We start from the raw sequence: 14,661 nt of genomic DNA, 5'->3' as shown, positions 1-14,661 counted from the left end.
GATGATAGGGTTGCTTAATATATGCAAATAACATGCTAAGTATAGCAGTTTGCTGTGTGTAGCTATATAATTTACAAAAGGGCGGGACCGGCTTTAATTAAAAATTTCCACAGCGCTACTTTTTAACAGTCTACATCCTTAACTTGTTTTAACTTTGTACCTCATAAAGATTTTGTTGAAACGGATTTACTATGCCTGATTTTTCTCACCTCCACGTACATACCCAATTCTCCCTGCTTGACGGTGCAGCCGATATATCCAAGCTGTATAAAAAAGCCGCTAAAGATGGGATGAAAGCCCTTGCTATTACCGACCATGGTAATATGTTTGGCGTATTTAAGTTTGTGGCCGAAGCCGGTAAACACAATGTAAAACCCATTGTAGGCTGCGAGTTTTACGTGGTTGAAGACAGGCATAAAAAACAGTTTACCAAAGAAAATAAGGACGTACGTCGCCACCAGCTGATGTTGGCCAAAAATCCTACAGGTTACAAAAACCTGGTTAAGCTATGCTCATTAGGGTATATGGAAGGCTTGTACAGCAAATGGCCACGTATTGATAAAGAATTAATCCTGAAATACCACGAAGGTATCATCGCTACTACTTGCTGTATTGGTGCATCAGTACCGCAGGCTATTTTAAAAGATACGCCCGAAAATGCCGAGAAGGAATTTAAATGGTGGCTTGATTTGTTTGGTGAGGATTTTTATATCGAGATTCAGCGCCATGAGATCCCCGAGCAGCAAATCATCAATAATGTGTTGCTCACCTACGCTAAAAAGTATAATGTAAAAGTGATCTGTTCAAACGATTCGCATTATGTGGATCAGCAGGACTCGAACGCACACGATATTTTGCTTTGCGTAAACACAGGTGATATGCAAAGCACCCCGATAGCTACCGATGAAGAGGGTGGTAAAGGCTATCGTTTTGGTTTTCCTAATGATCAGTTTTATTTTAAAACCCAGGAGGAAATGGGACGGCTGTTCCATGACGTGCCAGAATCATTGGATAATACCAACGAAATTGTTGATAAGGTAGAGACGCTAAAACTTAAGCGAGATATCCTGCTACCTAACTATATCATCCCCGACGAATTTAAAATTCACAATACGCCCGATGCAGATACCCTTAACCAATGGGAGTATCTGAAGCACCTTACGTTTATGGGTGCCAAGGAGCGCTATATAGATATTAGCCCAGAGACTGAGGAACGCATCAACTTTGAGCTATTCACTATCCGTACCATGGGTTTTGCGGGATACTTCCTCATTGTGGCCGACTTTATCAGGGCAGGGCGCGATATGGGCGTATTTATTGGTCCGGGCCGTGGTTCGGCAGCCGGATCGGTGGTGGCTTATTGTACAGGCATCACCAATATCGATCCTATGAAGTATAACCTCCTGTTTGAGAGGTTCCTTAATCCCGACCGTAAATCGATGCCCGATATTGATACGGACTTTGACGACGCGGGCAGGCAGCGGGTTATTGACTATGTGGTTGATAAATATGGTAAAAACCAGGTAGCGCAGATCATTACCTATGGTTCCATGGCTGCCCGTACCAGTATTCAGGACGTAGGCCGTGTGTTGGATATGCCATTGGCCGATGTAAGTGCCATGAAGAAGCTGGTGCCCGAAACTTTGGGTATCACCCTTAAAGATGCCATTGAACAGGTTCCGGAATTAAAAGAGATCCTGAATGGTAACGATCTTAAGGCCCAGGTACTGCGCGAGGCCGAAAAGCTGGAAGGATCGGTACGTAACACCGGTGTGCACGCCGCGGGTATCATCATTGCCCCTTATGACCTTACCGATATTGTTCCGGTAGCTACGGCTAAAGACTCGGACCTGTTGGTTACCCAATATGACGGCCGCGTAATTGAAGATGCCGGTGTAATCAAAATGGACTTTTTGGGTCTGAAAACCCTTACCATTATTAAGGACGCCCTGCGCATGATCAGGCAAAATCATGGTGTAGTGATAGATATCGACTACATTCCGCTGGATGACCTTAAAACTTATGAGCTTTATCAGCGTGGCGATACCAACGGCACCTTCCAGTTTGAAAGTGACGGTATGCAAATGTACCTGCGCGAGCTTAAGCCCGATAAGTTTGAAGACTTGATAGCCATGAACGCCCTTTATCGTCCGGGCCCAATAGAGTACATTCCTAACTTTATTTCCCGTAAACACGGTCGCGAACCTATTGTGTTCGACTTAGAGGATATGGAGGAATACCTGGGCGAAACTTATGGTATTACCGTATACCAGGAACAGGTGATGCTTTTATCGCAAAAGTTAGCAGGCTTTAGTAAAGGTGACGCCGACGTTTTGCGTAAGGCGATGGGTAAAAAGCAGATTGAGGTACTGAACAAGATGGAGGCCCAGTTTATGGACGGGGCAGTTGCCAAAGGCCATCCAAAAGATAAGCTTACCAAAATCTGGACCGACTGGAAAGCTTTTGCGCAGTACGCGTTCAATAAATCGCACTCCACATGCTACGCTTTCGTGGCTTACCAAACTGCTTATTTAAAAGCGCACTATCCGTCAGAATATATGGCGGCGGTTTTAAATAACCAGAATAACATTGAAAAAATTACCTTCTTTATGGAAGAGTGCCGCCGCATGGGTGTTGAGGTATTAGGTCCGGATATAAACGAGTCGGACATGGCTTTCGCGGTGAATAAGCGTGGCCAGGTACGTTTCGGTTTAACCGGTGTAAAAGGTGTGGGTGATAAGGCGGTAGAAAGTATTATTGAAGAACGTACCGCTAACGGGGCTTTTGAAACCGTTTATGATTTTGCGAGGCGATCAAATACGCGCAGTGTAAACCGTAAATCGTACGAAAACCTGATTTATGGTGGCGCGTTTGATGGTTTTGGAATTCCCCGCGCGCAGTTTTTTGCTAAGACCGAATTAGGTACGCTGACAGGAGTTGAGCGTCTGATCAAATATGCCAACGATTATCAGAACGTGCAAAGCAGTTCACAGTCGTCATTATTTGGTGGTTCGGTAGCTTCTTACGTACCTGAACCTGCCATGCCAGATGTTGAGGAATGGGCGCTGATAGAAAAGCTGAAGTATGAGAAAATGGTTATCGGGATCTATTTAACCGGTCACCCTTTGGATAATTATAAAGTTGAGCTGAAACGTTTCTGTAACGCCAACATCAGCGATTTGAAATTGATGCAAAAGGCCCGTTCAGGTGAAGGAGGCGAGGATGTGACGGCGGCATTTAACGAACTGCGCCGTCGTGGTGAGTTGAGGATTGGCGGCCTGGTATCAAGCGTTCAGCATAAAATGACCAAAACGGGTAAGCCATTTGGTACGTTTGTGTTTGAAGATTACAATGAATCGTACGAGTTTGCCCTGTTTGGCGACGATTATGTAAAATTCCGTAATATGATGATGGAAGGCTACTTCCTGCATATTAAAGGAAACATCGAAGAAAAATTCCGCCAGAAAGATAACTGGGACCTGCGGATCATGGTAATGGACCTGTTATCAGAAATGCGCGATAAGCTTACCAAATCATTAACGGTTTGTATTGACGTAAATAATCTAAATAGTAAACTGCTGGATGATATTCAGCACATGATTGACGATAATAACCAAAAGTACCCGGTAAAAAACTGCAAGCTCCGTTTCCAGATCAGGGACAGGGAAGAAGTGATGCTGGTAGAACTCTCATCCAAATCATTCAAAGTAAACCCAAGCGATGATTTCATGGCCGGGATATTGAGCTTGACAAATGAGGAGCCGGTTTTGAGTTAAGATATGACGTGAAAATCATGTCATTGCGAGCGAAGCGTGGCAATCTCATAGCCAATGCATGTCCGATCTGCATTGCTACGAGATTGTTTCGTCGTTCCTCCTCGCAATGACATCTCAAATTGATTATACTTCCGCCTTCACCACCTCATCATCCTGTTTCACTAAAGTATAACAAGTATAATCAGGCTGAATCACTTCGCCGTTGGCGTTAGTGACGGTCATGTAGTGGCTGCCCCATCTTTCAAGAGTATAAAATATAGACGATAGTTCCTGGCCAATGGGAGTGAGGGAATATTCTACCCTCGGTGGCACTTCGGGGAAAATATGGCGGCTTACAATACCATCCTCTTCCAGTTCGCGGATTTGTTGTGAAAGCATCTTTTCGGTCATGCCAGAAATAGCGCGATTTATCTCGCTGTAGCGCTTCTGTCCGGATAATAATTGGTTTATTATACTCAGTTTCCACTTCCCGCTGATCACGCTCAGGGCCGCTGCCATAGTGCAGGAATGATCGGAATGTCTGTTTTTTGTCATAATGAAAAAGGCGATATATCGATTGCATCAAACCGGCCCATAACCTACCAAAAAGTACGTTCCGCACAAAATGGTGCATTCTTGACCGGCCTCGCAACTCACTGTACCTTTGATGTATCAATAACAAAGATAATGAAAAAGTTACAAGGAAAAACAGCAGTAATAACAGGCGGAAACAGTGGTATAGGCCTGGCCACAGCACAGGAGTTCATTGCACAAGGTGCTAAAGTGATCATCACCGGCAGAAATCAAAACTCAATTAATGAGGCACTTGAAATACTTGGTGCTGATGCTAAAGGTGTAATTGCCGACAGTGGTGACATGAACCAGGTAAAACAATTAGGCGAAAAAGTAAAAGCCGTTGCCGAAAAAATTGACATTGTGTTTATCAACGCCGGTATTGGTCAGTTCAATTCAACCGAACAAATGAGCGAGCAAATGTTTGATGATATCATGAACATCAACTTTAAAGGTGCTTACTTCAGCATTCAGCAATTGTTGCCTTTAATTAATGATGGTGGCTCTATCATCCTGAACACTTCAATCAATGCGCACATTGGTATGGCCGGTGCAACTGTTTACGCAGCAAGTAAAGCAGCTTTGCTTTCATTAGCTAAAAACATTTCTGCCGAATTATTGCCACGTCGTATCAGGGTTAACTCTGTAAGTCCCGGCCCGGTTGTAACACCTTTACATACTGCCGATAAATTAGGCTTAACCCAAGAACAACTGGAAGGTATGGGAGCCGAGTTGGTAAAACAAATTCCGGTTGGCCGTTTCGGTTTGGCCGAAGAAATCGCCAAAGCCGTTACTTTCTTCGCTTCAGATGATTCAACCTTCGTAATTGGTGCCGAACTGATTGCTGATGGTGGAATGGCAACCATGAAAGGTGCTTAATTCATAAAAGAGAATATTTGTCCGGGTCCTCACAAATTTGGGTATTGTGAGCGTTGTTATTGAGGACACGGACAATTTATTAACTGATGACCGGCGGCTGTGGCTTCCGGTCATTTTTTGTTGTCTGAACTCGAATTTTAAGGAATCGAACGAATTAGCAGAATAAAAGTCCAATTCAATAAATTCAAATAATTCTTTAAAATTCGAGTTCAGACATCAATATAGTGTACATCCGTAATGTTAATTAATACCCCCAATGTTAAAAAGTAACCCGCCGCTACAGTTGTAAATATGCTCCGGAAATAGGTTATTTGTGTAAATACGTCATGTCGCAAAGTGGTGTTTTGAGGTGCGAATGCGACAAATGGTCATACATGCGTTAACTGCGCGTATTATAATAATATAATTGTCACAATGTCAGTAACGCACTTGTGGCAAGCAATTTGAATAGCATATATTTGTAAGTACAAAATTTAAAAAATAGAAATCATGGCTTTAGAAATAACTGATGCAAACTTTGACGAGCTTGTCCTGAAATCAGACAAACCGGTATTAATTGACTTTTGGGCAGAATGGTGCGGTCCGTGTAGGATGGTAGGTCCGGTAGTTGAAGATATTGCTAAAGAATATGAAGGCAAAGCTGTTGTTGGTAAAGTAGATGTTGACAACAACCCAGGTATATCTGTAAAATACGGTATCCGTAACATCCCTGCCTTATTGTTCTTCAAAAATGGCGAAATTGTGGATAAACAAATCGGTGCTGTGCCAAAATCAGTATTAACTGATAAACTGGTAAAACAGTTAGCATAACTCATAGATGCTTATTTGATGCTACGCGCTGTAGCATTAACACAACATATTTTAGTGAAAAAGCGTTGCAATTTTGCAACGCTTTTTTTATGTCCCTATATTAGCCTATGCCCAAATTAAATGAAGATCAGCAGATAAGGCAACTGGCCAATCTTGAATTACTGGCCCGGCAGGTGGTAGAAGGTTTTATTACCGGCTTGCACCAAAGTCCCTTTCATGGCTTTTCGGTTGAGTTTGCCGAACACCGCTTGTACAACAACGGCGAATCGGTGAAAAATATCGACTGGAAGCTGCTGGCCCGTACCGATAAATTGTTTGTTAAGCAATTTGAAGAGGAAACCAATTTGCGTTGTTTCCTGTTGCTGGATACATCATCATCAATGAACTTTCCTGAAACAGGCACCAATAAGCTACAGTTTTCGGTTTATGCAATTGCTTCGCTGATGTACCTGTTTAAAAAACAGCGCGACGCGTTTGGGCTTTGCCTGTTTTCGGATAAGATAGACTGGATCAGCGCGGCTAAATCAACCACTACACACCTGTTTTATTTATATGCCGAACTGGAAAAAATGTATGCCAGTCCTAAAGTAAATACACAAACCAATATCACCAATGTACTGCATCATATAGCCCAGGAAATTCACCAGCGCTCCTTGGTGATTATTTTTAGCGATATGTTGGAGAATAACCTGGATGCTGAAAAACAGCAGGCTTTATTTGCTGCTATTCAGCATTTGAAGTTTAATAAACACGAAGTGGTAATCTTCAATGTTACCGATAAGCAAAAGGAACTGGAGTTTAATTTCGATAACCGTCCGCATCATTTTGTAGATATTGAAAGCGGCGAAGAGCTAAAAGTAAACCCGGCCCGGATCCGCGAGGCCTATAAAGCATCATTAAAAGAGTACCGTCATCAATTGGAACTCAAGTGTGCTCAATATAATATCGACCTGGTTGATGCCGATATTCATGAGGGCTATCATCATATCCTGAACACCTATCTGGTTAAGCGGAATAAGATGATATAAATGGAAAAAAACGTCATTGCGAGGAACGAAGCAATCGCGAACTATGCAGAGCAGCTCTTCTTATCGGGGATTATTAATAATTATAATTTGTTTTTATAGGTATTAATGAGCTCCCTTCGGTCGGTTGTCTTCGTTCCTCGCAATGACGCAGTCATAAAATCTTTCTTGAAATAAAAAAGGCCATCTCCATCGGGGAAACAGCCTCTATGATTAATTAGGGGATCTACTTATAAAATAAACTTTGTAAAGGTATTGATACAATGTGAAGATTAGGTGAAGCCCTACTCACGGTGAAAGATGAGGTACACGCTTGTCCCCTTGTCTTTCATCGAATCTATTTTCACCCTGATGTTGTGGAATGTGGTAATACTTTTTACGATAGCCAACCCAAGTCCATAGCTTTCCTTTTCTTCCGTTTCAAATTTTTCAAAACGGTTAAAAGCGTTTTCTATTTGCTGCTGGTCCATGCCTGCGCCGGTATCGGTAATTTCCAGTATATAAACGTCTTCCTTTAATTCGTCGGCAATAATAATACTGCCTTTAGGTTTGTTATACTTAATGGCATTGTTAATAAGGTTGAACAGCAGGGTATGCATCAACGGGCGGTTGCCCATGAGCGAATAAATGTATTTGATGTTGTTGTTAAAAACGAGATGTTTTTCTTCCAGCCGGTCCTCCAGTTCCTCCTCAATCTCCATAATTACACCGGCTATCATCACCACATCGGTTTTTGCGTATTGGTTGTTTTCAACTTTTGATATCAGCAAAAGGCTGTTAATGATAGATTTAAGCCGGTTTAACGTTTTCAGCGAAGCGTGCATTTTGTTTTCGCTGGCTTCGCTAAGCTCTTCCTGTAGCAGGATATTCTCCAGCCGGGAACTGATAATTGATATAGGCGTAAGCAGCTCATGTGATACATTGGCAATAAACTGTTTTTCGAGACTGAACAGGTTACTGATCTTTTTCATCAACGTGCTGATGCTATCGTCAAGCAGCTCAAAATCCTGTGTGGTTGTCTGGATTTTTTCGTAATCAAAGTTCATGGGGTCATTTACCTTGATCAGTTTGCGGTCAATGATCTTATAAAACGGGGCAAGCAGGAATTTGGTAAACACCAAATCGCTCACCAGTGTAAGGGCAAGTGCTATTACCAATGTTAAAAGGGTAAATCTTTTTATGATTGATTTTAACTCTTCAATGGAAGTAATTGCAACGCCAATTTCAAGCAAATAGGTATGATTGTTAAAATTAAACTGATGGGTTAGTATGCGATACGTTTGCGTAACCTGTTCGCTTGTTCGGGTTTCGGTTGTAAATCTGGCACCCTGGGTTTCCGTGGGTTGAAATTTAACCGGTTTAATTATAATGAACTCCTCTTTTAATATATTATAATCAGTATAGGGTTTTTGATCTGAAAGTTTACTGTTAATCTCTTTTGAACTGAGATTTTTAAGCGTTTCACGTTCATTCTCCTCAAGTCTCAGCTCTACGTGGTCATATGAAATCTTCTCGATAGAAAGCAGGATAAGCAGGCCCGTAAAAAGTATAATGGCTAATTTGGTTAGGGTATTATAAAGGGCCAGTTTTACCTGTAATTTCATAACGTTGCTTGCTTCAGATGTTGATACGGTAGCCGATACTTCTTACGGTTTCAAACCAGTCGATAGGGATATATGCCGACAGTTTTTTGCGCAGGTTTTTAACATGCACATCCACAAAGTTCGAGTCGGAGTTAATTTCCAGTACATCGCCCCAAACGTGCTCGGTGAGGTTGGTACGTGATATTACCCGGTTTTTATTTAAAACGAGGTAGTTAAATATCTCAAACTCTTTTTTGGTGAGCGCTATCCGTTCGTCGTTATAAGTAACGGTGCGGTTTTGAATATTGATCTTTAGGCCTTTTACATTAATATCATTACTCTCCAGGCGGTGCTTGCGGCGGGTAATGGCGTGCATACGGGCAAGCAGTTCGTTGAGGGAAAATGGTTTTGCAAGGTAATCGTCGGCACCCTGTTCAAGGCCGGATACCCGGTCGTCAACAGCGCCCCGGGCGGTTAATATAATCACGGCGTCTTCACGGTTGTTCATGCCTTTCAGCATTTTAAGCAGGTCAAAACCATCGCCATCGGGCAAACCGAGATCGAGCAGGATAAAATCATAATTGTTTACGAAGATTTTTTCGGACGCCGACTTTTTGGTACGGGCATGCTCAACGGTAAAACCTTCATGGCTCAAAAATTCATCAACTTCAAGCGCAAGGCCTTTTTCGTCTTCAACAATTAACACGTTCATAACTGTGCATTCAATATGGGTTACAGGATCGGGATTGTTCACGGCAGGCAAAATACCGTACCGAAGATTAACAAAAGATGAAGATAGGTTTTTATCCCGGCCTGTGGAATGTCATTTTTTAAATGTTGCGTTTAAATTAAAAAAGCATAAATCAATTTACGCTAATTACTGTTACAATTAAAAGCTACCACTTCATAGTATGAGACTTTCTATCGAACGCAAACCCATCCGTGTAAATCCAGATCCGAAACGTGTAATTGCAAGGTTTTTTTTTAACGGAAACGACCGCGCTAAAGAAGTTATTGAGCGTGTGATGCTCATCAGCGAGGATGAGGCCTTCGGCATAGTATCGCCAATATTGCAGGAATACTCCAAAAGGCACCGTAATATCACCCGCGTACTAAACAGGCATTGCAGCAAACTCAAGCCCCTGTTTTTGGAGTTGAATATTGATTTTGATACCTTAACGGTTAACCGTAAACTGCTTATCGGGTCGTTTTTTACGCATGAATATTCTATCGAGTCAGCAGCGTTTTTTAATCCATCAATAATTGAAGATCCCGACCAAACCGAACTTGAAGACGGGCAGCGCCGGGTAATTATCAGTTTCAGGGCGGTAGGTGAGGGGCACATCTCATCCATCACCTTTCGCCGGGCCATGATTGATAAGGATAATAACATCAGCATACAACCCGCCGGAAGCTATATCGACGAAGCAGAAATTGTACGGAACGCGGTTTACAATAAAAAACTGTTTTTTGAAAAGGCGGCTATTACGCAGATCAGCATTGATGTGATCAATGAGCTGGAATCAAAGCTCGATCATCATTTTGAATACGCGAACCTGCGCCGTATCATCATGGACTCGCAACGGTTGCAGGAAAACGATATGAAGCGCCTCGAGTACGACAAAGTGCTTTGGCTGGCCGATTCCTATTATGAAATTGTTTTTTCGCTGGATACAGATATATCCGATAGGGTGATCTTCCCGATATCCGAATATGAACGCAAGGGTATTGAAGATGCCCGCTTTGTGCAGTTTACCAACGATGACGGAAGCAAGCTCTATTATGCTACGTATACTGCCTATGATGGCTCACTGATTATGCCTAAGCTACTGCAGACAACCGATTTTTATAATTTCAAGATCATGCCTTTGTACGGTGCCGGCGCGCAGAATAAAAACCTGGCCCTGTTTCCGCGGAAGGTGAACGGTAAATATGTGATGATATCACGGATAGATGGTTGTAATAATTACATCATGTATTCGGATAAGATCAATATCTGGGAAAAGCCGGTGATGCTGCAGCAACCAAAGTTTAGCTGGGAGTTTGTGCAGATAGGCAATTGCGGTTCGCCAATTGAAACTGCCGATGGCTGGATCATGATAACCCATGGCGTTGGCCCCATGAGGCGTTATGTATTGGGGGCAACACTGTTGAAACTTGATGATCCTGCTGTTGAGATAGGACGTTTAAAAGAACCTTTGCTCATCCCCACCAGCGACGAACGGGAGGGCTATGTACCAAACGTACTTTACTCATGCGGGGCAATAGTGCACAATAATAAACTCATTATCCGTATGGTGTATCCGATTCATCAACCGCCTTTGCTGAGGTATCCTTGGATGACCTATTGAATAAGCTGAAGGAAGCTTAAAGCCGAAGGCTGAAAGCAGAACGCTATTAAATGTAAAGAAACTTCTTCACTCGTCATTGCGAAGTACGAAGCAATCCCAAAGAGGCAGAGGAGCTGAGCAAATCCCCCTGTACAGTCAGGGATTGCTTCGTACAATAATGACGGTTTCGGCTAAAACTTATGCCTCAAGAAAAAGCTTAGAGCCTTCTGCTTTAAGCTTTTTGCTTTTTCATTAACTGTTGATTTTAAGTCATTTAGCTATCATTTGAAACTCATTATGTATTATTAGTTAAAACTTATTCTTCTTTTTTAAGTTAAATAAATATGAAAAAGATAATTTTAAGCTTAAGCATAATGCTGATTTCGCTTGCAGGTTTTAGCCAGGCACTTAAACCTGTAAAGATAGATAGCCTCGTTACGGTTTCATTGCCACAAGGCTTCATAAAAAAGGATACATTAGGTCAACAGATATACCAGGGTACCGGATCATTAGGTAATATTCTTGTTTTACGCGTACCAAACGCTAACAACAAACCCTTAAATAAAGAGAAAGACCTGAAAGATGTATTTAAAACCTACATCAATGGTATCCAGAAACAATCGGTTAATGGTAGTGTAATGTATCCGCGTGATACTACCATCGGCAAATTGGAAGGTAAAGTATTTACCCTAAGGATTGATAACAGCGGTTCAACAGGCGAGTCTCCTGAGTTAAGGAATTTTATCCTGCTTTATACCCAGGATGCAACCTATACTTTTGAGTATAACTACCCCGAACAAAGGGCCGACCTTGCCAAGGCAGAACTGAAACAATTTTCAAGTTCTATTCAGATCGCACCAACTTTAGATCGTCGTGACCAGTATTTGTCTGACGCTAAAGGTATGTCTGCTCCAGCCAAAATAGGTATTTATGGTGGCGGCGCGGTCATCGTGCTGATCATTGTATTAACCGTGATCAAACGTAAAAACAGGCAATTAGAAGCGGGAGTTTAATTAACAACAGGGGCTTTCTTCAATAAATGGAGCAGGCCCCTGTTCCATTTGGCCGACTGGATGAATTGTTTACCATCAAGCCAGGTAAGCCAAAAAATAGTAACAAACACGCCGATAGCCGAGCCTGCAAGTACATCCTCGTAAAAGTGCTCGGTTAGGTACATTCTTGAATAGCCAACCATAATGGCAACAAACAAGGCTGGGGACCCCCAGCCTTTGTTTTTACAAAGGTAAGTTATAACAAGCGCTGCAGAAAAAGCACTCACCGTATGCCCTGAAGGGAAGCTGTATTTTTCCAATATATAAACACCTTCTACTGTATGCACCCTGCTCCACTGGCTTTCAAAGTAAAGCTTTGGTCGTGGTGCTATGTAAATGTATTTTAGGATCTGCGCAACTATAGATGTTATAGCATAACTTGATGCCAGCAACAGCCAGCTGCGATAGCTGAACAGCAGCATAAAAAGCGACAATACTACGGCTGTGGTGCCATCACCAATGTCTGTAATGTAGGGTTCAATGGCATCAAGCCAGGGTTGGTTCCAACTGTTAACTGTGAAAAAAATAGTTTCACGGCTGTATAGCAGTTTGATAGTTAAGCAGGTAGCTAAGAGGATAAGGTAAAGGATAAAAAAAGGGCGGATCCTGTACAACACGTCTTTTATTCCTATCTTCATGCTGCAAAGTAAGCATATACTTATTCAATGCAAAAAAATGATTAATTTTGAGATTGATTAGACTTATTAATTAAACTACATGTCGAAAAGTATCTTTCGTAAAAAGTCAGTAGCGAAAATTTTAAATGATGTTGAGTGCGGTTTTAGTGATAGTGAGCATCCCGGTACAACATCATCCCAACTCAAAAAAGAACTTAATGTAAAAGACCTGACCCTCATGGGCATAGCAGCTGTTGTAGGGGCCGGTATATTTTCGACAATTGGTGAAGCTTCATTTCATGGTGGCCCCGCGGTTTCCATCTTATTTATTTTAACAGCCGTTACCTGCGGTTTTTCGGCGCTTTGCTATGCCGAATTTGCCTCGCGCATCCCGGTTGCGGGTAGTGCCTATACTTATGCTTATGCATCGTTCGGCGAGCTGATTGCCTGGATCATAGGCTGGGACTTATTAATGGAATACGCCATCGGAAACATTGCCGTAGCTATTTCCTGGAGCGAGTATTTTGTAAACCTGCTTGAAGGTTTTCATATCCACATGCCTAAGTTTTTAACTATGGACTATGTTTCGGCCTTACGTGGCCATGAGCAGGTTCTTGCCGCGGGCAAAAATCTGGCTGATATCAGTGATAAAGTAAAGTCAGAAGCGCTGGCCTGGGATCAGGCGCCGGGTTTGGGCAGTTTTAAACTGATAGCTAATTTACCTGCACTTTTGATTGTAATCATTATCACATACCTTGTTTATATAGGCATCCGCGAAACTAAAAAGGCTACCAATGCCATGGTGGTGCTTAAAATTGTAATAGTAATAGCTGTAATAGTGGTGGGATTCTTCTATGTGACGCCTGCTAACTGGCACCCGTTTATGCCTAATGGTTTCAGCGGTGTTATGAAAGGTGTATCGGGCGTGTTTTTTGCCTATATTGGTTTTGATGCGATATCAACCACCGCCGAAGAATGTGTAAAGCCTCAGCGCGATTTGCCCCGCGGCATGATTTATTCATTGGTAATTTGTACGGTATTATATATTTTGATTGCCCTTGTACTTACCGGTATGGTAAGCTATAAAGATCTCCAGGTTGGCGACCCGCTGGCCTTTGTTTTTGCAAAGGTTGGTTTAAATAAAATAAGCTATGTGATCTCTATAAGTGCGGTTATTGCAACAGCCAGTGTATTACTTATTTTTCAGTTAGGTCAGCCCCGTATCTGGATGAGCATGAGTCGCGATGGTTTACTACCTAAAGCTTTTTCACGTATCCACCCAAAATACCAAACGCCTGCTTTCGCTACTGTGGTAACAGGTTTTGTGGTTGCTATACCGGCGCTGTTTATGAACCTTACCGAGGTTACCGATTTGACCAGTATAGGCACCCTTTTTGCTTTTGTATTGGTTTGCGGCGGTGTGTTGCTACTTCCCCGTCAGGAAGCAGAGAAAGGTAAATTTCACTTACCATATGTAAATGGCAAATTCATTGTGCCAATTCTTACGCTTATCATTTTGGGTTCGGTGGCTTATTTTAAGCCGGCTGCTCAAGTTGAAATGATGCAGTTTAAAAAGCTTAAGGACAGGAGCGACATTATTGACAATATGGATAACAATGATAAGCTGAGCCTGCTTAAAACCACCAATCAGCTTTACAGCACCAACATTGTCTCCCAGCCAGATTCCGCCAAAAAATATTTTAAAGATATAGAAGAGGATAAATTTAATACTGCGTTAAGGCAAACCAATGATATCAGCGACGCCAAGAAATACTATCTTGGTTTCGATGGTTTCCTTTACAATTTTCCTAACTATCTTTTCTTTATCCTAATCATCATCATAGCGGTTTATAGCTTTATGAAAAACTTCTCCCTGATCCCGGTTTTAGGGCTGATGAGTTGTTTTTATCTCATGACCGAACTTGGTTATACCAACTGGCTAAGGTTTTTAATTTGGCTGGTAATTGGATTGGTTGTTTACGGTACCTACAGCTATAAAAACAGCGCCTTAGGCAAAGAATCTGTAACCGCGTAAAT

The 14,661-nt window shown here is 42.1% G+C and carries 11 protein-coding genes; 7 read left to right on the top strand and 4 right to left on the bottom strand.

Translation table 11 applies throughout. The features are described 5' to 3' along the window. Nucleotides 1-191: 191 nt before the first annotated feature. A complete protein-coding gene (gene dnaE, locus DEO27_RS18635) occupies nt 192-3,776 on the top strand; it encodes a DNA polymerase III subunit alpha (protein ID WP_112567000.1) in 3,585 nt (1,194 codons plus the stop codon). Between the two features lie 123 nt (nt 3,777-3,899). Here dnaE and DEO27_RS18630 read toward each other — a convergent pair whose 3' ends face one another. Continuing rightward, nucleotides 3,900-4,310, bottom strand: coding sequence for a winged helix-turn-helix transcriptional regulator (locus DEO27_RS18630; RefSeq protein ID WP_112567003.1), 411 nt, complete (start codon nt 4,308-4,310; stop codon nt 3,900-3,902). 132 nt (nt 4,311-4,442) lie between these two features. Here DEO27_RS18630 and DEO27_RS18625 point away from each other — a divergent pair, with 132 nt between their 5' ends. From DEO27_RS18625 to DEO27_RS18615, 3 genes are all read left to right on the top strand, one after another. Further along, nucleotides 4,443-5,207 carry an SDR family oxidoreductase gene (locus DEO27_RS18625; protein ID WP_112568097.1) on the top strand — a complete coding sequence of 255 codons (765 nt, stop codon included), beginning with the start codon at nt 4,443-4,445 and terminating at the stop codon, nt 5,205-5,207. 489 nt (nt 5,208-5,696) lie between these two features. After that, nucleotides 5,697-6,017: a thioredoxin gene (gene trxA, locus DEO27_RS18620; protein ID WP_090531998.1), complete on the top strand. Its 321-nt coding sequence runs from the start codon at nt 5,697-5,699 to the stop codon at nt 6,015-6,017. 107 nt (nt 6,018-6,124) lie between these two features. Next, nucleotides 6,125-7,045, top strand: coding sequence for a DUF58 domain-containing protein (locus tag DEO27_RS18615; protein WP_112567006.1), 921 nt, complete (start codon nt 6,125-6,127; stop codon nt 7,043-7,045). A gap of 281 nt (nt 7,046-7,326) precedes the next feature. Here DEO27_RS18615 and DEO27_RS18610 read toward each other — a convergent pair whose 3' ends face one another. Together DEO27_RS18610 and DEO27_RS18605 are read right to left on the bottom strand one after the other, a co-directional pair. Next, nucleotides 7,327-8,646 carry a sensor histidine kinase gene (locus DEO27_RS18610; protein WP_112567009.1) on the bottom strand — a complete coding sequence of 440 codons (1,320 nt, stop codon included), beginning with the start codon at nt 8,644-8,646 and terminating at the stop codon, nt 7,327-7,329. Between the two features lie 13 nt (nt 8,647-8,659). Continuing rightward, a complete protein-coding gene (locus DEO27_RS18605) occupies nt 8,660-9,337 on the bottom strand; it encodes a response regulator transcription factor (protein WP_091221836.1) in 678 nt (225 codons plus the stop codon). Between the two features lie 199 nt (nt 9,338-9,536). Here DEO27_RS18605 and DEO27_RS18600 point away from each other — a divergent pair, with 199 nt between their 5' ends. After that, complete coding sequence (locus tag DEO27_RS18600) at nt 9,537-10,976, top strand: glycoside hydrolase family 130 protein (RefSeq protein ID WP_317132968.1); 1,440 nt, start codon at nt 9,537-9,539, stop codon at nt 10,974-10,976. A 323-nt stretch (nt 10,977-11,299) separates the two neighbouring features. Continuing rightward, complete coding sequence (locus DEO27_RS18595; protein WP_112567015.1) at nt 11,300-11,968, top strand: hypothetical protein; 669 nt, start codon at nt 11,300-11,302, stop codon at nt 11,966-11,968. On the opposite strand, the gene DEO27_RS18590 is transcribed toward DEO27_RS18595, so the two are convergent. Next, on the bottom strand, nt 11,965-12,645 hold the full coding sequence (locus DEO27_RS18590) for a phosphatase PAP2 family protein (RefSeq protein WP_112567018.1): 681 nt from the start codon (nt 12,643-12,645) through the stop codon (nt 11,965-11,967). The two genes, DEO27_RS18595 and DEO27_RS18590, sit on opposite strands and share 4 nt — an antisense overlap. A 79-nt stretch (nt 12,646-12,724) precedes the next feature. On the opposite strand from DEO27_RS18590, the gene DEO27_RS18585 reads away from it, so the two are divergent. Further along, entirely contained in the window at nt 12,725-14,659 is a 1,935-nt protein-coding gene (locus tag DEO27_RS18585; protein ID WP_112567021.1) for an amino acid permease, read from the top strand. Nucleotides 14,660-14,661: the final 2 nt, after the last annotated feature.

It is taken from the genome of Mucilaginibacter rubeus (assembly GCF_003286415.2).
Taxonomy (GTDB): Bacteria; Bacteroidota; Bacteroidia; order Sphingobacteriales; family Sphingobacteriaceae; genus Mucilaginibacter; species Mucilaginibacter rubeus_A.
Note: the sequence above shows the minus strand (reverse complement) of the source record. Positions and strands in the feature narration are given on the sequence as shown.